At 49.6% G+C, this 19,826-nt stretch carries 16 protein-coding genes; 12 read left to right on the plus strand and 4 right to left on the minus strand.

What is annotated here, in order from left to right; genetic code table 11:
* Positions 1–2 precede the first annotated feature (2 nt).
* The 6 genes from RBB47_RS14075 to RBB47_RS14100 all read left to right on the plus strand — a co-directional run bounded on the left by RBB47_RS14075 (position 3) and on the right by RBB47_RS14100 (position 7,041).
* On the plus strand, positions 3–725 hold the full coding sequence (locus tag RBB47_RS14075; RefSeq protein ID WP_305986446.1) for an HNH endonuclease signature motif containing protein: 723 nt from the start codon (positions 3–5) through the stop codon (positions 723–725).
* Complete coding sequence (locus RBB47_RS14080) at positions 722–1,048, plus strand: hypothetical protein (RefSeq protein ID WP_305986447.1); 327 nt, start codon at positions 722–724, stop codon at positions 1,046–1,048. The genes RBB47_RS14075 and RBB47_RS14080 overlap by 4 nt, the downstream gene beginning before the upstream one ends.
* Positions 1,041–1,583: a hypothetical protein gene (locus tag RBB47_RS14085; protein WP_305986448.1), complete on the plus strand. Its 543-nt coding sequence runs from the start codon at positions 1,041–1,043 to the stop codon at positions 1,581–1,583. The genes RBB47_RS14080 and RBB47_RS14085 overlap by 8 nt, the downstream gene beginning before the upstream one ends.
* Positions 1,577–3,061 (plus strand): DEAD/DEAH box helicase, encoded by a 1,485-nt coding sequence (locus tag RBB47_RS14090; RefSeq protein ID WP_305986449.1) that lies wholly within the window; start codon positions 1,577–1,579, stop codon positions 3,059–3,061. The genes RBB47_RS14085 and RBB47_RS14090 overlap by 7 nt, the downstream gene beginning before the upstream one ends.
* Positions 3,058–3,993, plus strand: a complete 936-nt coding sequence (locus RBB47_RS14095) for a toprim domain-containing protein (protein WP_305986450.1) — start codon at positions 3,058–3,060, stop codon at positions 3,991–3,993. Before RBB47_RS14090 ends, RBB47_RS14095 begins: the two co-directional genes overlap by 4 nt.
* A 1,899-nt stretch (positions 3,994–5,892) precedes the next feature.
* Entirely contained in the window at positions 5,893–7,041 is a 1,149-nt protein-coding gene (locus RBB47_RS14100; RefSeq protein WP_305986451.1) for a hypothetical protein, read from the plus strand.
* Positions 7,042–7,299: 258 nt separating this feature from the next.
* On the opposite strand, the gene RBB47_RS14105 is transcribed toward RBB47_RS14100, so the two are convergent.
* Together RBB47_RS14105 and RBB47_RS14110 are read right to left on the minus strand one after the other, a co-directional pair.
* Positions 7,300–7,536, minus strand: a complete 237-nt coding sequence (locus RBB47_RS14105) for a DUF1902 domain-containing protein (protein WP_305986452.1) — start codon at positions 7,534–7,536, stop codon at positions 7,300–7,302.
* 2 nt (positions 7,537–7,538) lie between these two features.
* Positions 7,539–8,423 carry an Abi family protein gene (locus RBB47_RS14110; RefSeq protein WP_305986453.1) on the minus strand — a complete coding sequence of 295 codons (885 nt, stop codon included), beginning with the start codon at positions 8,421–8,423 and terminating at the stop codon, positions 7,539–7,541.
* Between the two features lie 752 nt (positions 8,424–9,175).
* Here RBB47_RS14110 and RBB47_RS14115 point away from each other — a divergent pair.
* From RBB47_RS14115 to RBB47_RS14125, 3 genes are all read left to right on the plus strand, one after another.
* Positions 9,176–11,725, plus strand: coding sequence for a lytic transglycosylase domain-containing protein (locus RBB47_RS14115; protein WP_305986454.1), 2,550 nt, complete (start codon positions 9,176–9,178; stop codon positions 11,723–11,725).
* Positions 11,726–11,762: 37 nt separating this feature from the next.
* Complete coding sequence (locus RBB47_RS14120; RefSeq protein WP_305986455.1) at positions 11,763–13,100, plus strand: hypothetical protein; 1,338 nt, start codon at positions 11,763–11,765, stop codon at positions 13,098–13,100.
* Between the two features lie 479 nt (positions 13,101–13,579).
* On the plus strand, positions 13,580–15,106 hold the full coding sequence (locus RBB47_RS14125; RefSeq protein ID WP_371932788.1) for a B12-binding domain-containing radical SAM protein: 1,527 nt from the start codon (positions 13,580–13,582) through the stop codon (positions 15,104–15,106).
* A 460-nt stretch (positions 15,107–15,566) separates the two neighbouring features.
* Here RBB47_RS14125 and RBB47_RS14130 read toward each other — a convergent pair whose 3' ends face one another.
* Positions 15,567–16,118: a hypothetical protein gene (locus RBB47_RS14130; protein WP_305986457.1), complete on the minus strand. Its 552-nt coding sequence runs from the start codon at positions 16,116–16,118 to the stop codon at positions 15,567–15,569.
* Positions 16,119–16,541: 423 nt separating this feature from the next.
* Positions 16,542–16,958, minus strand: coding sequence for a hypothetical protein (locus RBB47_RS14135; protein ID WP_305986458.1), 417 nt, complete (start codon positions 16,956–16,958; stop codon positions 16,542–16,544).
* 429 nt (positions 16,959–17,387) lie between these two features.
* Here RBB47_RS14135 and RBB47_RS14140 point away from each other — a divergent pair, with 429 nt between their 5' ends.
* From RBB47_RS14140 to RBB47_RS14145, 3 genes are all read left to right on the plus strand, one after another.
* Positions 17,388–17,786 carry a DUF4375 domain-containing protein gene (locus RBB47_RS14140; RefSeq protein WP_305986459.1) on the plus strand — a complete coding sequence of 133 codons (399 nt, stop codon included), beginning with the start codon at positions 17,388–17,390 and terminating at the stop codon, positions 17,784–17,786.
* A 151-nt stretch (positions 17,787–17,937) separates the two neighbouring features.
* Positions 17,938–18,234: a YrhB domain-containing protein gene (locus RBB47_RS31020; protein ID WP_371932789.1), complete on the plus strand. Its 297-nt coding sequence runs from the start codon at positions 17,938–17,940 to the stop codon at positions 18,232–18,234.
* Between the two features lie 1,211 nt (positions 18,235–19,445).
* Positions 19,446–19,712 (plus strand): hypothetical protein, encoded by a 267-nt coding sequence (locus RBB47_RS14145; protein ID WP_305986460.1) that lies wholly within the window; start codon positions 19,446–19,448, stop codon positions 19,710–19,712.
* Positions 19,713–19,826 lie beyond the last annotated feature (114 nt).

Here is a 19,826-nt window from a genome sequence, read left to right on the forward strand (position 1 = left end):
CCATGATTATCGAAAAGGAAAACCCCGACACTAAGGCCGGGGTTAATGAAAGTGCGCCAACACTTTCAATGCAATATAAGCAAGACTCAATATGCCCCTGCGCCGGAAAAACGTCAACGGGTGGCGGCTGTCATTTTGGGAAAAAAGAGGCCGCCCGCAACGAACGCCACGTTCGTGCACAGCATGAGTCACGTCCTCCGGCAAAAGCACCGGAGTGCAATCCAACGCCAGCGCAGAAGCGCTGTCTGACGCTCCTTGATTACGACAAAGAGACGGGCAACCTGCTTAGCCGCGTATCGCGTGGCGGTCGCCGGGCTGGTGAGGTCTGCGGCACAGACTGCCATGGCTATGTTCAGGTAGCGATTGACTGCAAACTGTATCGGGCACATCGCATAATTTTCAAAATGGTGTATGGCCGTGAGCCGGTCGGATTCATTGACCACATCGATGGCGATAAATCCAACAATCGCCTGGACAATCTGAGGGAAGTCCTGCCTTGGCAGAACGCTCTCAACCGGATTGCTCCCCCAACGTCCAATACCGGTCACCTTGGCGTCTCATGGGATAAGACGCGGCAGAAGTATGTCGCCAGCATTGGGGTCAGCGGCAAGGTCATAAAGCTCGGATATTACCCCAATCTCTGCTGTGCCATCGCAGCTCGGAAACATGCCTTCGACCTCGTGGTCAGCTCCCCCGCGAACGACAACGGGAGGGCGGTCAAATGAGCAATCCGATTCTTGAATTGGGGCCGGTCGCGGACCTGAAAGAAGAACTCGCGAAGTTCGCGCATCTCCCCCCGTACCTCCTAACGGGACAAGCTGCAAAGGTCATGAAGCTCTCATCGCCGGGCGCGGTAAAGCTTCATGAGCGCTGCGAGAAAATTTCAGCCGGTCGTGACGACCTGGGACATCGCTTGTATCGGCGCGATGGCTGTGTCGCCCATCGCTGGTTCCGTCTGAGCTTCCTGAGCTTGGGCGCCAATGCAGAGCCTCAAGGTTGGGATGCCTCTGATGGCAACCTGACCGGCAAGGGAGGCGCTCATGAGTAAGAAAAAGATGTCTTGGTTCAAGTTCTACCCGAGCGATTGGCAGGGGGATTTGAACTTGCGTTCTTGCTCAATGGCGGCACGCGGTCTGTGGGCGGAAATGGTGTGCATCATGCATAGCTCCGAGCCCAAGGGCTATCTCAGCATGAGCGGCGCAAAGCTGACCAATGCGATGCTTGCAACGCTCTGCGGAGCATCCGAAAGCGAAGTGAAAAAGCTCATCAAAGAGCTTGAAGGGGCGGCTGTCTTCAGCCGTCTCAACGACGGCACAATCTACAGCCGTCGCATCGTCCGGAATGAAGAGCGTGCGGAGAAAAATCGGCGGAACGGCGCTAAAGGAGGTAATCCGGCGCTGGGCTCTGACAAGCCTTCGGGGGGGCAAATGGATAACCCCTCGGATAACCCTTCGGATAAGGCCGGGGTTAAGCCCTATATACTAGAGACTAGAGACTACAATCTAGAAGTACCTTTCCCTACCAAAGGTGAGACAGGCACTGAGGTTGTTAGTTACTCTAGGGCGGGGGGAAAGTCATGCTGAACCAGCTCCGTCCTCACCAGCTCCGCGCCATGTCCATGCTCCGCCAATCTCTTGGATCGGGAAAGCGCAGGCCGATGCTCCAGGCTCCGACCGGCTTCGGGAAAACCATCCTTGGCGCGTCCATCGTTGACGGCGCGCTGAAGAAGGGCAATCGGGTTACGTTTGTGGTCCCCGCGTTGTCGCTGATCGACCAGACCGTGCAAGCCTTCTGGCGGGAAGGGATCAAGGACGTTGGCGTCATCCAGGGCAATCATGAGCTGACCAATTCGGCTCGTGCCGTCCAGGTCGCCAGTGTTCAAACCCTGCAGCGCAGAGCGTTCCCAGACACCGACGTGATCGTCATCGATGAAGCTCATCGGTGGTTCAAGACTTACGAAGACTGGATGACAGATCCGCTTTTCGAGCGCGTACCGTTCATCGGCCTGAGCGCCACGCCCTGGACCAAGGGGCTCGGAAAGTATTTCGATGACCTGCTGATTGCCGCGACGACTGCGGATCTGATTGAAGCGGGATATCTGTCGAAATTCCGCGTGTTCGGTCCCTCCAGCCCGGACTTGTCCAAGGTCCGCACTGTTGCCGGGGATTACCACGAGGGCGATCTAGGCGAACTGATGGATAAACCCCAACTGGTTGCCGATGTCGTTTCTACCTGGTGCAAGCTCGCGGACAATCGACCGACACTCGTGTTTGCTGTCAATCGAGCGCACGCCAAAAGCCTGAGAGACCAGTTTGAGCAGGTTGGCGTTCAGACCGGGTACATCGACGCCTACACCGACGTTGATGAACGCGAAGAAATTCGCCGGCAATTCCATAGCGGAGCGTTGCGAGTGGTCTGCAACGTTGGATGTCTGACCACGGGCGTAGATTGGGACGTGCGCTGCATCGTTCTGGCCCGTCCGACCAAATCCGAAATGCTGTTCGTGCAGATGATCGGGCGAGGATTGCGGACGGCGGACGGCAAGCAGGATTGCCTGATACTCGACCACTCAGACACGCATCAACGCTTGGGTTTCGTGACGGACATTGGTCACCAGACGCTTGATGACGGCAATTCGAAAAAAGCTCAGGGCACGCAGCGCGATCAAGCTGAAGCACTGCCTAAGGCTTGCCCGGCTTGCTCGTTCATGAAGCCCGCCAAAGTTCACACATGCCCGTCATGCGGCTTTGAGCCCGAACGCAGGAGCGACGTTGAAACTGTTGACGGCAGTCTTGTCGCGCTGGATGGATCGAAGCGAAAATACTCACCGGACGAAAAGCGCCGCTGGTATGCGGAGTTGCTAGGCTTTGCCTGCGAAAACGGCAAAAGCCAGAAGTTTGCGCTTGCGCAGTATCGTCAGAAGTTCGGCGAGTGGCCGTACAAGAAAAACGGCGTCAGACCGGTGAAGCCATCCGATGAAGTCAAATCCTACGTGAAGAGCCGAATGATCGCTTATGCGAAGCGGCAGGCGCAGGTACAAAACAGGAGTGCAGCAGCATGAGCAAGCTGAGAGAACTCTGCAAAGACCGGTGGCCGAGTCTGCTGGCGATGATGGGTGTTGATGGCCGATATTTGAACGGACAGCACGGGCCTTGCCCGCTTTGCAACACCGGAAAAGACCGGTTCCGTTTCGACAACAAGGACGGCTACGGAACTTTTTTCTGCAACGCGTGCGGTGCCGGTGACGGTTTTGACTTCCTGATGAAGTTCCAAGGCTGGAGCTTTGCCGAATGCGCACTGGAGCTTGAAAAGATCGTCGGAAAGGCGGATGTCTCGAAGCCACGGCAGAAGATTGCCAACGACAGGGTTCGGGACTGGATGAACAGCCTTTGGCAGGGCGGTAGATCCGTTGAGGCGGGTGATCCGGTTGCGACCTATCTGGCAGGACGTGGAATCCACCTGGAATCATTCCCGGACGCTTTGCGCTACCACAATCGCTGCGGCTATCGCCACGAAGGGAACAAGACCACCTATCACCCCGCAATGATCGCGATGGTAACCGGGCCGTCTGGCCCAACCACGCTGCACAAAACCTACCTGGATGCATTCGGGCGCAAGGCTTCGCTCCCCAAGGTCCGCATGCTCATGCCGATCTCACCGGAAAAAGGCGCATCGGTTCAACTTGGCCCGGTTGCCGAAGTCATGGGAATTGCAGAAGGCATCGAGACGGCGTTGTCTGCTTCGCAGATCTGGCGGATGCCCGTCTGGGCAGGATTGAATGCGGCAATGGTCATGCAGTGGAAGCCGCCGGTCGAAGCGCATGAGATTCACATCTTCGGGGACTACGATGCGAACTTCGCCGGACAGTCCGCTGCGTTTGCACTAGCTCACCGGCTATCGGTCGAAGGGAAAGACGTTCATGTTCAGCTGCCGGATGAACCTGGAGACTGGAATGATTTCTTGCTGCGGCAGCTATACCCGAAAACCGGATAGTTGAGGAAAGCTAAAATAAGACACGCTGAGCGCGCGGTTTAAATTTTCAGGTAGGGTATCAGCCAAAAAGACGAAAACACGCGCCAGTGACTCTTATTTTGAAGATTTGGGCATGTCTGGCGCCGGGGTGTAGTGAGTTGAGGCTGATTCACGGGAAAGGAGCCCGAAAATGAGCAAGGAAGTGTAAAAGACTGTCCGGCTCAAATGCATAGCGGGCGTACGAAGGAAGCGGTTCAGATGCGGAAGTTGGCGAATGAACTCGTGCGATCATTTAGATGTCCGCTTTAGTCCTAGAAGCGGACATGACTGTCCCAGTTTTTCCGTTGTAGCCACTACAACGTCACCAGTATGTTCCTTCTCTGAACGCTGGGTTGTTCTTCGGGCTCCTGCTCGTCAAAACGTTGAATATTTCCCCAAAATCTGGCATATTTTTCGTGCTTGAGCGGACGTATTAGGTGTCGATCCCACGAGGTGTGCCTTACTCCAAGACGGCAACGTTTAGGGGCGCGGATGCCTAGCCACAATCGCGAATGACACTTTCATTTAGAATAATGAAAGGTGCGGCAGTGACCTTCGACATAGAACTGGCCATACGCTCCAACAAACGTCTTCGGGAACCTCGATCTATGGGAGGTCTAGGGTGGGGTTCTTATATAACGGATATTGTTCGCATATTGGGAAACGGTGGCTCCGCCGGGCGGGGAGAAAGGGACTTTGCCAAGACGGTTCGGATTTGGCAACAATGTCAACGGTTCGCACATTTAGCACCCGACGGAATTGTTGGAGAAAATACGTGGAGAGTGATTCAGAGCCTTTTGAACGAGATAGAGGCGATCATCATTGTTCCGACGGAAGGCCACGGAACAGAACAATTCGTAAGCGTTGCAAGAAGCTTGCGGCGAGACATCTATCATGGCAGAGCAAAAATACTAAAAGCGAAAGTTACCGAAATCGGGTTCACTCCGAGTCCTGGCAACGGAGTCGTATATTGCAATCGCACCACGCAAGTAAACAACCATCAGATTACGGTACGATGTCCAGTTAAATTACACAACGATGACGGCGGACTTAACTGGCCAGACTTCAGAAATCTGCGAACAATTATTACGATCAGTCACGGCGGTAGCGACGGTCCAAATCTAAAATCTCATATGGGTGGTCATCAACCGTGGAATCGGCATGAAGAACGCTGGCGAGAGTTGTCAGAGCCCGGCAGGTTACACTGGTCTGCGGCGGGCTTTCAGCTAGCCGATGATGGCAAGATAATCTTCTTGGGGTGCAGTATGGGACGTGCTGACAGGTCCTATGCCAAACTAGTTGCCACGGCAGCAAGGAAAAAAACATATGCTGCGACAGGTAGTTTCGCTGCCGCAAACGTTGCGACATCATTGACGCACGTTAGGCAAATTGAAAACGGAGCACCGCGATCGCCTATGCATGAATATACGCCGTGAATGTTGTTGTTTGACTGCATCCTTCGTATAAATTGCGGAATGTACACCGTGCTGTTGTCGGTTGCGCTCGGAGCGCTTGCCGAAATCAGACGTACATTGCTGCGGATCGAAAAAAGTACCTGATACAAACCGGAATTCCCGGAACCTAACATAGAGCGAAACAGGCATATGAGGCGCTGTCTGCAAGTGCTGGCCGATCGCGTGAGTATTGTGCAGCTGGGTTGCAAAAATAGTGACTAAAGTCGTTGCCGCAGTCTTTTGGATAGAAGATGATTACTACAGGTTGTTGAGTTATTGAGAGCGTCAAAATAATTGGGCACGTTGTAGTTACGAGAGACGTTTCCCACTATCGCTCCTAGCGATCACCAGAGCTTGACTCATCAATGCTACACGATAGCACAAATTAGACAGTGGTTCTGTCAGACCGAAATTGGTGAAATGACTGATGAGATTTTTTACTGCAACCGAAGAACTTCAACGAGCCGCTCGATTGTCTAGGTTACTAGGAGATGTGATTTCCGGATTTTGTAATGATGATAAATTTAAAGGGCAAGATGACCTTTCAGATATACGGAAAATATCAGCTAAACTAACTAACTACATAGATCAAGCTGCGCGAGGGGATAGAACAGCAGATTGGTTCAAACGCGAGGCACTAGTACTTCGAGCTGAGCTAAATCGATTGGCTATCGACTTTGCGCACAAATCAGACGTAGAAACTGACATAAGCCAAATAAAAATCACCCAGAACAACAAAATTGTCACTGGAGCTGAAATTAAGAAGCAAATTGCTCTGGCTGGTATCGAAGACAGTGATCAAGCACGTTATTTTTTAAAAATTGCTCACGAAATCTTGGACAAAATCGACGATATTTCGGACTTTTCTAACGACAGTCCTTACCGCTCGAGAATTGTGAGGACAATAAAGCCCAAGCCAGAGCATGAACAGATTGTCTCTTCAGTACTCAACTACTTTTCAAGAATTCTAAAAATGAAGGGCATTAGTGAAAATGTAAAAATAAAAACAGAAAGCAAAGGTGGAGAAATACTATTTGTGGTCGAATTTGATCCATGTAATGCAACAGTCATAGACAAGATGTTTTATGATTATGGGGATGTTGTCTCTGGAAAAATGTTGCCAGGAGATTTGTTTGATTCGTCCGCTCATGCGCTTGAGCTAAAAAATAAACTTGAAATCACAGAACTAGAATTGAAGCAGACTACTCAGATTCTTCATCTCGAACGTGAAGGAACTTCTGCTCGAATTTCTGATTTGGAAAGTGAAGTTGAATGGCTCAGGAAAACATTTGAGAAATCGATACACCAATCAGATAAATTGTCCGAAGAGATTGCAAAGATTGCAAAGCAAAGTTCGTCCTCCGTAAGGAAAAACTTTGATATTATTTTGCGGCGAACTGAGAATGGTTTATCGGAAAGCGACAGGTCTCTAGTCGAAAGAGAGCTTGTTGAGCTTGCCAAACGTGAACCAAAGGCACTCAAGTTATTGAAAACAGTCATTGAGAAGTCGGTCGTAAGCGCCTCTTCCTCGCAGTTGGGACGGTGGATTGATAGTGTGATGAGAAGTATCTCATAACACTCGAGTTCCCTCGATTTGAATTAGAGTTTTCTGTGATGATTTTCTTGGTTGGGAAGGAGCGGAATTGATGAAGGCAACGAAGTTTTCGGACGCGTAGAAAGCGTTCATGGTGAAACGCCGCTTCAGCCAAACCATGTTGCATCAATTCATTAAACGTGTGAAGCGGCTAAAAGACGAGCTTCGCGACGTTGTTACCCAGGGTAATAGTATGGGCGCCAAGATCAATAGAGTGCATTGAACGGAGCGAGATTCGGCTTAAATGGGCGAAAACTCGATTCTCGCACAAAGCTTCATCCCATTGGGTGGCACTCCAGTACCTTGCAAATTGTCTTGTATCAGTTCTGGCAGCACGACTAGCGCACGATCCTTCAGTTCATCCAGCGTTTCAGCTTCTGTAACAAGTCCGATGTTTTCATCTTCGCTTGTGGCCACCCATACAGAGGCTTCATCGTCCCACTCAGCCGTAACCACCACGATGGTCTGGTGTTTCATGATTACGCCCCCTTATTCTGCGTTGCCGACAAATTCCAGGCGGGTCGATTGCGCCAGTCTTCGGGAAAACCCATAGCGCTCCTTTCCTCGTCACCAACCGTGTCAAGTAGGTCTCGAAGTCTCTTAGAAAAAGTACTGTCAGTGGATTGTTGGTGAAGCAATTGCACCAAAATAACGATAACGTTGAAGATACGGTTATCTGGCTGGGTTTGCCCACCTGTTGTCACAGCGACTAAGTCACTTCGGTATCTGCGAATCCAAGGAACGCGCTTCACAAGTCTGCGATTCCATAGCCGCCCGTGATGAGCGCAGATGTTGCGCACGTATGAAAACACTTGAAGTACGCTTTCCAATAGCTCTCTGCTAGGTAGGTGCAAATCTCTGCTCACTGCTGATTTTATTGAGTTGTTTTTTGTCGCCTGCACCCATTTCGACAACTCGCCAAGGGTCATCAACTCGGTAGCTGCCCATAAAGGTGGCGTATATGGCTCTGTGTATTTCGACCTATAGTGAATAATGAAAGTTTCTTCAGATTTCTCAACGGCACGCGCGAGACGGACTAGCTGTTCTGCGTGCTTGAGCGCCCCAGTAAATAACTCGTGACTTAAGTGTGCATGTGAACCGTGCTCGTGAACCATATGGTAGGTCCAGCGAGAACGAACATGAATTTCAATTCTTTCGATTGCTTCAAGCAACAACACTCGAAGCTTTCGATCAAAGATGTAGATATCTCGAATTTTTTGAAGATTTGTGCCTGACCGAAATCTCTTGCTTCTGGTTTGGCCATGCTCAGGTGGGTTTTCGAAAGGAAGCCAATATGCACTTAATCGATAGTAGCCCACGCCTTTGAGCCAATTTTTTGCGTCTTCGTCATTGTCAACGCGCATTCCGCGTTCGCGAAGCAACGCTATTTGTTCGTTAATTGTCGTGGGTGATTTGTTGAATCGCAATTTGCTCTACAAAAAAGTAACCCCCCGGTATTGAGCTCGGTCTTGCGACCGGTCGCCTGGGGGGTGTTGTTGATTAGATGGTAAGCGCCAGCCGTTAAGAATTCAAGAATATTCGTGCAAAAAAAGCACGCAGTCAAATTTTCTAGCGACGACTTTCTATGCGCAAAATTGCATCGATAGTTTACACGTACCTGTCCAGAGCTGCTTATCTCAGCAGGCGGGGCGACACAACAATTGAACGTCAAAAGCCGTTCATATATTAGTCTGTCAAACGGATTTTTCTTTGACGTGACAGGTGTTTGGGCGATAGGTGTCAGCGCAATCCTCTGTGTTGTCATTCTCATAGCGGTGCTTCTATGAAAACTCAGGTCACGTTCAAACAAGTCGATGTCGAACGGGCGATCAAGGCCGCTCGGAAGGCAGGTCTTGAGATTTCGGGAGTCGAGATTTCGTGATCTGAAGATTCAAAAATTCACAAATATTGTTAAAAGAACGCAAAAAATAGATGTTCGTTGTGAATGTAGCGACAAATCCAAGACCCAGAAGCCTTTGAGTTTATTGCGCGAATCGATGAGTTAAATTCTTCGCTGTTTCAAATTTACTCGCTTGGATTGATTCAATAATCTGATGTGTCATAATAATATACACGTTTTAATGGATCGGGCTTTTTTGATACCCGAGTTTTAAGTATGTTTAACAGGCATTTCGTTTTACGTTTATCTGTGTTGATGATCGCCGTCATCGCATCAAATCTCGCGGCAGCGGCACAAGTTGGACCGTGGGAGCCGCGGGAACTTGAAATCCTGCTAAAGCCGAGGAACGCATCGTTATCGCAGGATTCGAACCTAACGATTCAACAAGACCTTATTTCGCGTTTGGCCGACCTCGATCCTGCTTCGCCCGACTGGCCAATCTACACGTTTCTGCGGGCAGAGGCTCACTTGGAAAGGCGGGAGATCCAAGACGCGCTGGAGCTGTACAAGGATGTTATCCAAGCGTCTGCGACGCGACTAAATTCTGACACTTTGGGTGGTACTGCCATCGCCCCATTTGCAGTTTACCGTTGGCTGTCGATCAGTGTTAAAGGACAAGCGACTTTCCAAACAAACAAAGAAGAAGTCCGTCAGGTCGCCGCGTGGACGATTGAACTCATGGCTTCGCGGCTTGGCTATGCAGTTTCTGCGTATCATCCAAATCTTCCAAGATTGCCGTTGCTGGAAGAGGCAATCTTTCATCTGCTATCTGAGGTGGCATTCAAAGCGGAAATGCATGATGAGGCTGGTCAATACTATCTATATTACCTCAGCAAGTTACGTTCGGAGAACAAGAATCCACAGTCAGATCCGCTTTATCGTTTCGTTTTGGATGAAAAAATTGTCAGCAAGGATCGTATCGCCCTGATCCGCGGCCGTCACTTTGTTCAATTTGCGATAGAAGAAAAAAAGAACAAGCGATCTGAACACTTTAAAAAGGCGATTCCATTTCTGGAGGAAGCAGCGAAGTCTGAAGACAGTCAGGTCGCAGTCGAAGCGATGTTTTGGATGGCGCGCGCTACGCCAACAAGCGAACGAGATGACAAGGAGAAAGTACTAGACTGGTACGAAAAGGCTTACAGGTATTCTTCTCGAAACAAGTTTGTTGAAGAAGCTCTCTTTCGGAAAGGCATCATCCACTGGAATATGGGTACCGGACATAAAGAGACTTTCGAGCGAGTCTTAAAAGAGTTTCCAAAGGGAGAGTTTGCGGATGATGCACTTTTCAACAGGGCGCTAGCTGAGTTGATCGAAAACGGCCTCGAAGCTGCGAAGCCTTGGTTCATAAAGCTTCAGGATTTTGAAGGTGAAAACGACCGAGTTGATAGCGCAAGCCTACTGCCTGCACTCTCACTCATCTGGAAGAATACTGCGGAAGCCGACGAAGAGGCCCGATTAATTTTAGAAAAGTACCTGGAGCGACACCCCCAAGGTGAGCTGATTAATCGAGCGCGCTTTTGGCTAGGGCGTATTGCTGAAGACAATGGTCAATACGAAGTGGCCAGGCAACACTTCCAGATCTGTTTCGAAAAGCACCCTTTCGACTATTACGGAATTCGTGCGCTCATGCATCTTCATGCCGGAAAAGAAGCACGTCGGCAATTGCTGCCGGAGGACGCAGAGCTGATGTTAAAACTACGCCGCGCCTATGCCCAACTGCCGACAAACAGGTTTTACTCTCAAGCCCCGGTGCTTACGAAAGAAGAGTCAATTTCAGAAGCACGCGAAGCTGCTGGAACGAAAAAATCCGGCAAGGCCAATAGAAGAAGCCTGTCGGGACCCTACAAAGAGCGCGTTGAATCTGCCCTTGGCAGCGGACTCTATCGAGCTGCGATGAAAAGTGAGATAGAATTGCTGGAATTTGAGGCAACCCGAAGGGTTGAAGAATTCGCACCAGCAGAGATCGATGCGTATGGTTTGTTTACACGAATTGCCGTCATCCTTTCCCTAAGGCAGGAAGCACTTACAGCTGTCGCAGTCGAAGACACGCCGCAGACTCGACTTTACATCGCGGATGCGGTTGCGCGTTATGCCGAGGATTGGCCACTAAGCATGACGCTTCTTTACTCAGGTATGACAACTTACTTCCCGCAAAAATCCGCACTCATGAACGAGCCAGGTTTTCTAAGGGTATCCTATCCGACAGTTTATGAAAGCGCGATAATAGAGCAGTCACAGGCTTATAGAGTGGACCCAAAGCTGCTCTATGCAGTCATGCGCAATGAAAGTAGGTTCTACGCTGCTGCACTTTCGCATGCTCAGGCTCTAGGATTGTTCCAGTTCATTCCAAGCACATTTGAGAGTCTCGACCTTAAGCATCTGTCAGATGGTACGTTGGGTCAGGGATGGAAACTTTCAAACAAACAAGAAGGTTTGGACCGTGTCGCCTTTTTGCAGAACGCGGATAACTCGATTTATCTTGGAGCCAGATGGTTTGGGAATTTGCTTTTGCCAAACAACGACAACAACGAGCTGCACGCTTTGATGGAGCATCACTCGGGCGGAAGGCGAGTCTCGGAATGGAAAAACACCTGGGAAAAGAAGGGATGGCTCAACGATGTTGAGCTAATGGTAGAGTCGTTCAGAACGGTGGACTTGCCGCCGCACGGTGCCTTCAGCTGGGGCATCGAGGCGAGAGTCTTTGTCCGCGGCGTCGTGACCGACTACATCATTGCGAGTGCACTAGGACTTTATGATGAGCAGTAGGATTGAGTCTGGTAAACCGAATTGATGGGTGCTTCATATGTCAGAAAAGGAGGTCGCTGCGCCGATTGAAGACAGGAAAGACGCGCAGGAAAGACCAGGAGAAAAAAAATCCAAATCTGCTCCTAACGGGAAAGCGGAAAAAAAAGGCTCTGCGCTGGTAAAACAATTGAAGATGGCGGCAGCGATCGTCGCCGTGTTAGGCACCATCTCAGCTGGCGTTGCTGCGATTGTAAAGGATTGGAAACCATTTTTTAGCTCCGAAAGCCCATCGAATTCGCCGGTCACGCGAAAGACTCTTAAAGAAACGATCACGACCGTAAGCAAAAGTCCAACCGAAACTAGCATGGAATGCATCGATCTGAATCCGCTGATGCCGAATGTTATTCCGCACTATTTACTCAACTCTATCGGTTCTGAAAACTTTCCTTACTGGTTGCGAATTGAAGGTGAGAACAAATGCCGGAAGAAGTGGCGCGTGATTGTTAGATTTGAGCCGAAAGAAAACGTTATATTGAAGAGCCAGTCCACCGAATTTGAAATCGATCAACTCTCCAAATTCGGGGAAACTATCACGCCCGATTTCGATCTTCCAAAACCATTCGTAGAAAAGATTTCCATCTCATGGACTGTGTACGATGACGTTACGGGGGAAAAAATAAGTCCCCAAAACAGTATCAAGACAACTGTGCTACCTCCGCACACGGTCTCGTTTGACTTGAAGAAGCCTGCCAAAAAGGATCTCGAAGAAGGTTACATCCTTGCGTCTTTGGGTGCATGGACCCTGAGGCGCTACGATGCTGCTGAAATCGGAACTAACTGCAGGCTTCCCGACGAGAGATCCCGAAATTTGCGAGAGGTAGACGCACTTAGATCGTGCTATTCACGATTGTTTTCAAAGGAAGCCGGCAACGCTGCGGTGGCTGTCTTAGACAGGCACATTGAGTTTCCCGCCCGTACAAGCATAACAATTTCGCCGCCATCAGACCTTTTGAAGGATAAAGAAGCGAATTCGCTCGAAGCAGCACTCCTTCTGATGGCGGTGTATGATGTAAAGCGCGACAATAGTACAGAGTTTGAACTTGTTCTGGTGATCTCGAAAGATGAAAGAGTTTTCTCTAGAAGAAATAAGCGGGTGTTTGTTGCTTGGCGCAAAGGCAGAAGTTGGCAAGCGCTGAACATGATGAAGGCGGCAAAACTAAGTTTTGATGACAACGTTGCACAGTCATCGACCGAAATTGGCCAGATATTCTCTAATAATCCGAGTTTGATGCGAAAGATTGACGAACGTGGAGTTGGGTACAGTTACGATCAAAGCATTGCCGCCGCAGAATTCCATGTCGCACGTGATCGCTTTGGAATTCAAGGGCTTCCCTAATACATCCTCGACTCCGGATGTGTTCGAAACGCGATTGATGCTAGAGAAAATCCGCATCCCACGCCTCGACGCCAGGAGCACCAAAAAGCTCTTGCTTTCCTTTCTTCGACGACCGGTCTTCGTTCTTCGTGACAATATGCCCGCTTTAGCTCTGGAGCATCGTATCCTGAAACGAATGGCTTTCCGTCGCCCTTTTCACGCACTTTCATGCCATCGCAAAGAATTGAGACTCTGTCCAATGCGAATCGAGAGGCGTAGACGAGGAGAGTGGCGCTATCCATTTGGATTCCTCGAGACGCGATAATTCGTTCGCGTTTGAACTGCAACGTTGCTTTAGGTGACGGCGCTTAATACAATTTTGGGACCGTGCATTCCACAGTCACGAAAGCATCTGATGCATCATGTCCTCAACTAAAGTACTGATGGTTCATCCTAAGTTTGTTGCGGGTTCCTTTTGGAACTACACAGACACGTGTGAGATGCTTGGTGCCAAATACCCAGCTCCGCCGCTTGGCTTAATCACGGTCGCCGCGATGCTTCCCGATAATTGGGAAATCCGGCTTGTCGACTGCAACACAACGGAGCTGAAAGACGAAGATCTAGCCTGGGCGAACCTCGTCATGTCGGGCGGCATGCTTCCGCAACAGGACAATCTGTTGAAGCTGATCGGGAAATGCAGAAAAGCTGGTGTCCCAGTTGTTGTCGGCGGACCGGATGTGACATCCAGTCCGCAGATTTATGAAGAGGCGAATTTCAGAGTCCTGGGGGAAGCCGAGGGGATCCTTGATGACTTCCTTAATGCGTGGAATACCGGAGAAAGCTCGGGCGTTTTCACGGCAGAGAAGTTTAAGGCTGACGTGACGACAACACCGATACCGCGCTTTGATCTGCTTGATTTCAGTAACTATGTTCAGGTCGGCGTACAGTATTCGCGGGGGTGCCCGTTTACCTGTGAGTTTTGCGACATTATCGAGCTTTACGGGCGCGTTCCTAGAACGAAGACAAACGACCAGATCCTGGCGGAGCTGGACAGGCTCTACGAGCTCGGTTACCGGGGGCACGTTGATTTCGTCGACGACAACCTGATTGGCAACAAGCGCGCAATAAAAGGGTTCCTGCCGGATTTGATTGAGTGGCAGAAGCGTCACGGCTACCCGTTTGAAATGTCGACCGAGGCGTCTTTGAACCTGTCCGATGACAATGCATTGCTGGAGATGATGCAGGAAGCCGGATTTTTTGTGGTCTTTATCGGTATCGAAAGCCCTGACCCTGAGGTTTTAATCGCAACGCGCAAAAAGCAGAATACGCGCCGGGACATCGTTAAGAGCGTCCACAAAATTTACGACTACGGCATCTTCGTAGTCGCAGGGTTCATCGTCGGTTTCGACGAGGAAAGCGATCAAGTCGCCGACGAGATTTCTGCGCTAATCAAAGACACAGCTATTCCGGTGGCCATGGCCGGTCTGCTCTTTGCGTTACCAAGCGCACAATTGACGAAACGGCTGGCAGCCGAAGGACGTCTATACGACCACTTCAATAGCATCGATCCAGATATTCCATGGGGCGACCAATGCACAGCTGGGCTCAATTTCATTACTAAGCGCCCACGCGCCCAGATTCTCCGAGATTACCGGACTGTGATTGAGAGGACCTATGACGTCGACAGCTATTTCGAGCGCGTGCAATCGGTCGGTAAACTTCTGAAAATGCACGGCAAGAATGGCGACATTTTCAGCGCAAGCTTTACGCGCGATATCCGGTATCTTCGCAAGCTGATCTGGTCCATGGCTACAAGAAAGTCGAGCTATCGCGCCCACTTCTGGCGAGTTCTGTTTTCAACAGCTGTTTCAAAACCCAAGGCAATCAAGCCGGTTTTATTGATGATGGCAATCTATGCGCATTTAGGGCCCTACGCCCAGTTTGTAGTCGAACAACTTGATAAACAAATTTCAGAACTGGAAACTGGCACTTGGATTGAACCGCAGGTGGTGGTCGCTGCCGAATAGTGTGGGCGCGTGCACCGTTTTTGTTTCACAGCCGGGAACCTGAAGCTTTCGCTGTCGGTTACCGATCAAGACTGGGGCAGAGCTACAATAATCATTGGTCGATAAAGGGTGTTTGTTCAGAAACGCGGGTGTCCGAGTGTTGGACACCAATCTATCTGGTGGTCTGGCCTCCAAGCAAAGGCTAGACGTTCCTCAATCAGGATAGATCCGACCGTCTCGCCATCCGAATTCATCGCACGAATTAACGGACGCCGAAACCGATCTTGTTCACATCGGGTACCACGAATTTCAAGTGCGTCGATTCCAGACACAAACGGAATGCCATTGCCAAGGAGACGCATGTTCATGCCGTCACACTTGATGGAGTCGCCATCTACCGCGAAGAGTGAAGCGCTGATCAATAGGGGCGCACCGTCCATCGGTTCCGCTTCTCAGGCTCCGGCTTTCAATTTAGTGCTCCTTATCTTACGCGCTCAATTGCCACAAAACACTCATCGCTAGAGGGCAACGTATTGAACTGAACACGAAGTTTCTTTTCCCATTTGCGGGCATGTGTGATCGCCGTGTGCGGGCGATAGCCGGTAAATTCCACTTGGTCGCCAACTTTCATCACACTGAACGGGTAATTTTTGTCATCCCATTCCATGCTTTCAAAACGCTCAACCTCGTAAACCATTGAGTTGGGGTCATTTAGGGCTCTTGGAAGGTAAGAAGCCTTTGCTATTCGACCAGTGATCCAGCCTGTATGAGCAATCAACGGGCTACACAAAGAAATCAGTGGAGTTAAAATCGCGTATCCCAGCCCAAGCGTATTCGGGCCATTTCCGAATGGAATAATGGATAAGGTCAGAAAAAAAATAAAAAGGAATGATATTGGGAAACCGAAAACGAAGATTACTCCATTGATGGTGCCGATTGGTCTACGGGGCCAGAAAGCTCCCACCAGATATCCAGTGCCAAAATAAATGTACGGCCCGAACAATAGAAAAATAATGCCCAGTTTAGCGTCCAAAGGTATGGGCTCCTTGCAAATGGCCGCGTATTTTCCGAACGCCTTGCCGCACATAAGTGCCTACTGCCAAACCTCCATGAACAAAAATTGCAAATGAAATTGGCCACAAATAAATGGCAAGCCAGAGTGGTGCGATAAACAGCAATGGCAGCGGGTTTATGGGGTCAAATTTTATGAACCAAAGTATGCCTATAGCCACAATGCAAATTACCAAGATCAGAATAGTAAAAATTGATACTATTCTCTGGGTCTCTCCAAGTTTCAAATTCAACAGAATTCCTATCAGAAATCCTAGAACCGGTGAGGCGAGAAGCAGAATTTGTACAAGACGGTCCTCACTCATTGCGGCATAGGCTCCCTATGCGTCGTTCCTCGATTGCGCACGTCCGGTTGTGATTGGACATCGGGATCTTCTCCGAGCGGCTATTGGCAGGCCAATGTGCCAGCAAGAGTGGTTGTGCTCGCTGTTGCATCGAGTAGCTGAGTATCTGTTTGGAGAGTTAAATTCAGAGTACCATCCCTGTTTTTCCGCTCCTCAATGACAACGCTTACGTCATTAGCGTACGTATCGGATTCTATACGTTTCTCACCGATACGAATGACCATCTTCTCATTGTGAATATCCACATCGAGCACCTGACGCTCCAGCTCAAAAACGGTGTCTCCGTGCGTTCCCTGACCTAACAGCTTTAGGGTTCCGCCTTGAGGCGTTTGTTCAAAAGCTACGCTTATCGGTGGCAGCCATAAAAAATTTGTTTTCAAAACGCAGTTTGACGCCTCTGTCGCGCTCGCTTCGTGGTTTCCAAGGATCAAAGCAGCATAAAGCAGACACTTTCGCATCGCTCAGGCTCCTATTTCTGTAGACAAAATTCCCAGCCGTGACCCGGTGGATTCTTGCCAGGCTCTCGCAATTGCGCGTCACGCACACAAACATTCAGCGGGTGAAAATACGCATGAACAAACGCAGCAAAAACCAATCCGGCAGCTATGATGATTGCCGACAGTAAGACAATTCCACGCACCTCAGCTCAGTCTCCTCTACTTACACTTCAATCTGCTAACATTCTGGCCTAACACCTGATCTTGTAACGACGGCGCAAAATTTTTTTTTGCTTTTTTGTTCATGGTGCAAAGTTGTAAAATTTATTGCGCGCAACTATTGAGAAAAGGTATTTTTCATCTATCAGGTTTGAAGCGATGTCGATCAAGTTTGTAGTCTTTTTGTCGTTGTTTTTTATTTCGACTTCAGTAATCGGAGATGAATTAAGGATGAACTATCCCGACGATTTCAATGATATTCCCGATGCGGCCTATAACTCGCTTAGCGAAGTCGAGCGCCTTGCATATTGCATTTTCTGGCTAGAAGCCGAAGTGAACAACGGTGGTTTCCATCAATTTTTTCACAATGCCAGTGGGTTGCGAACCCCTGAAACTTTGAAAGCGCTTGATACGATTGGGGCTCAGAAAACTAAAGCCCTACTGAGGAGTGCTTCGACGGTCGCTTATGAGAGTGGATTTCCGTCAGATCCGACAAACCATCAAGAACTTTTGCGAGACGACGACGCGGCGTTCGATAGCCTCAACGAATTAGATTCGCGATTTTATATGTACGAAGACGACCTTCCAGCACTAGTTAATCAGTTTCTCAAAAATTTCAAGGAGTGTTAGCCAATTCCAGCTGCGACTAAAATGAGCCCTTGGTAGATAGCCGACATCAAGCAACCATATGGAAACGTCTATGATGGTCTCTAAGCGGTCGTTGTGCGATCGATCAGCCTGCTATCTTATTTCAACTTAGTAGTCAGTTGGAGTCTAGAACATGCTCACGCAGGATGATGCGGTAGCCTTGGCGAAGCAACATGTCTTTCGGTTAGACCCCGATTTTGTGGTTTATGCCGAGCCAATAGTAAGTGGTGATTTTGGATGGGTGTTTGGGTACGAAAGCAACGAGTTCCTGAGGACCGAGAACTCTGGCGACATGTTGGCAGGCAATGCTCCTCTACTGGTTGAACGGCAGACAGGAGCGATTCACACTCTTGGTACTGCTAGTCCTGTGGAATTCTACGTCGAAAATTATCTAAGAACTGGAGATCCGCATTCCTCAGATTGTGATTAGTTTGTTTTTTCTAGGTCAACGTTGCGGGACTTTGCTGACCATGGGATCTCGGTCCAGTGTTAGCAGATGAGTCGGTTTGCCAAGATTAGAGATGCGCTCAACGAAACAGGTTGGTCCATTCATCCTGTAGAACTGGCAAGTGATTGTTGGTGGGCTAAAGAAATCTGGGAGCTCAGGTCTCTCTGGTCGCCCAGGGACCTCACAATTTTTGTTGTCTTCTTGATTGACCCAATGTTTGAAGGTGATTGGAACCGAGCTCCCGAGTCGGCGGTTTGGGCGGTTGGCATCACCACACAACTTCCGAAGGAGCGTTCTGAGGCAGAGACAAATGCTACTTCGATAACGCGGAAATTTGAGACAAAGGTCGAGGAAATCACTTCATTGGCAAGTAGTTTTCGAACGAACGTTTAACCCAATTGAGAACCCCTTCCGTAGTCGCGAACGTCCGCTAAACTCTGATCTGGCAGTAGAACTTGAAACAAGGGCTATTCTTCGACCATGAGACAGTCAGCTTCAAAAAAACTTAGTCCATCGTTTTCGGGCGCGCTCAGGACATTTTCCTTTTGGATTGCAAATGGAACCGTCGGGCAACCGCTCCTGGATGGAGTCGATTATCGCAGCTGTCTAAGTGAAGAGCCGAGCGCGCTGGAACAAACCTATGCAATCTTTGCAAATGTAATCGAGATGGACGAGGAAGGAACTGTTCTGAACGCCAAGCACGCGGAAAGAAGGGCTGCACAGTATCTTCGAAGCTATTGTGATCCTTCATACCAAATTGAACCGCCACTCGAAGACTGGGAAGTTGAACTTCACGAACCCCCGCCTCGCGTTGATTTAGTATGAAGTCCAAATGCAGATTGGCGTCTAGAACCCGCTAACGGCCATCAAGCATGCAGCAAGAACGGCTAGGACGAATAAGGTGATCCTATAGGCTTTCCAGTTCCAGCCGCGCCTTCTGAAATCTTCGCGCTCTCGTCGGTATAGTCGGTTCCACACTGTCGTTTGCCAACTAGCGAGGGCAAGTAGCACCCCGAACAGCACTGGAAAGGCGAAAACACGTATGAAATTCGGCTCAAGTCCTCGGGTGTGAATCGAATAAATCATCAGGCATGTGACGCCAAACCAACCAACAAAGAACGCAATTAGGTAGTGTTTGTGCCGTTTCTTCAACGAGGAGGCGTCCTTTGTGTTCACCGTGTTTGGGAGCCCTGATGACCGCTTTCGGCGAAACCTCCATAGGAGATAAACCGACCACGCAGGTCAGCATTGCGGACAAAGCGGGCATGGCCGGTTCAAGATTCAAAAGCAGATTTAGTCAATCGAGTTCATTCCCATCTTGCCTTGAGCAACTTATCGACAAAGATGCCTATCTTATCGTCCAGAGGTGCGCTTCTGCTAAGTCCCATGTGTCCGTAAACGCAAGTTTCAACATGTTTGGTGAGTTTTTGTTTGTCGGCGTCCACGAGCAACAGCTCTAGTGTACGCCACAGGTAGGAACTGTATTCGGGGTCATCGAAACCATCTTTGCCGATGTCGATTACACCTATAGGATCAAAATCGTTCCAATGGACCTGGCATTGGTAGAGCAATCT

It is taken from the genome of Roseibium sp. MMSF_3544 (assembly GCF_030732845.1).
Taxonomy (GTDB): Bacteria; Pseudomonadota; Alphaproteobacteria; order Rhizobiales; family Stappiaceae; genus Roseibium.

What these genes read in the sequence shown, in the direction of transcription:
- RBB47_RS14075 (WP_305986446.1), top strand. Translation starts at nt 3, where the DNA reads ATGATTATCGAAAAGGAAAACCCCGACACTAAGGCCGGGGTTAATGAA.
- RBB47_RS14080 (WP_305986447.1), top strand. Translation starts at nt 722, where the DNA reads ATGAGCAATCCGATTCTTGAATTGGGGCCGGTCGCGGACCTGAAAGAA.
- RBB47_RS14085 (WP_305986448.1), top strand. Translation starts at nt 1,041, where the DNA reads ATGAGTAAGAAAAAGATGTCTTGGTTCAAGTTCTACCCGAGCGATTGG.
- RBB47_RS14090 (WP_305986449.1), top strand. Translation starts at nt 1,577, where the DNA reads ATGCTGAACCAGCTCCGTCCTCACCAGCTCCGCGCCATGTCCATGCTC.
- RBB47_RS14095 (WP_305986450.1), top strand. Translation starts at nt 3,058, where the DNA reads ATGAGCAAGCTGAGAGAACTCTGCAAAGACCGGTGGCCGAGTCTGCTG.
- RBB47_RS14100 (WP_305986451.1), top strand. Translation starts at nt 5,893, where the DNA reads ATGAGATTTTTTACTGCAACCGAAGAACTTCAACGAGCCGCTCGATTG.
- RBB47_RS14105 (WP_305986452.1), bottom strand. Translation starts at nt 7,536, where the DNA reads ATGAAACACCAGACCATCGTGGTGGTTACGGCTGAGTGGGACGATGAA.
- RBB47_RS14110 (WP_305986453.1), bottom strand. Translation starts at nt 8,423, where the DNA reads ATGCGCGTTGACAATGACGAAGACGCAAAAAATTGGCTCAAAGGCGTG.
- RBB47_RS14115 (WP_305986454.1), top strand. Translation starts at nt 9,176, where the DNA reads ATGTTTAACAGGCATTTCGTTTTACGTTTATCTGTGTTGATGATCGCC.
- RBB47_RS14120 (WP_305986455.1), top strand. Translation starts at nt 11,763, where the DNA reads ATGTCAGAAAAGGAGGTCGCTGCGCCGATTGAAGACAGGAAAGACGCG.
- RBB47_RS14125 (WP_371932788.1), top strand. Translation starts at nt 13,580, where the DNA reads ATGCTTGGTGCCAAATACCCAGCTCCGCCGCTTGGCTTAATCACGGTC.
- RBB47_RS14135 (WP_305986458.1), bottom strand. Translation starts at nt 16,958, where the DNA reads ATGCGAAAGTGTCTGCTTTATGCTGCTTTGATCCTTGGAAACCACGAA.
- RBB47_RS14140 (WP_305986459.1), top strand. Translation starts at nt 17,388, where the DNA reads ATGAACTATCCCGACGATTTCAATGATATTCCCGATGCGGCCTATAAC.
- RBB47_RS31020 (WP_371932789.1), top strand. Translation starts at nt 17,938, where the DNA reads ATGCTCACGCAGGATGATGCGGTAGCCTTGGCGAAGCAACATGTCTTT.
- RBB47_RS14145 (WP_305986460.1), top strand. Translation starts at nt 19,446, where the DNA reads ATGACCGCTTTCGGCGAAACCTCCATAGGAGATAAACCGACCACGCAG.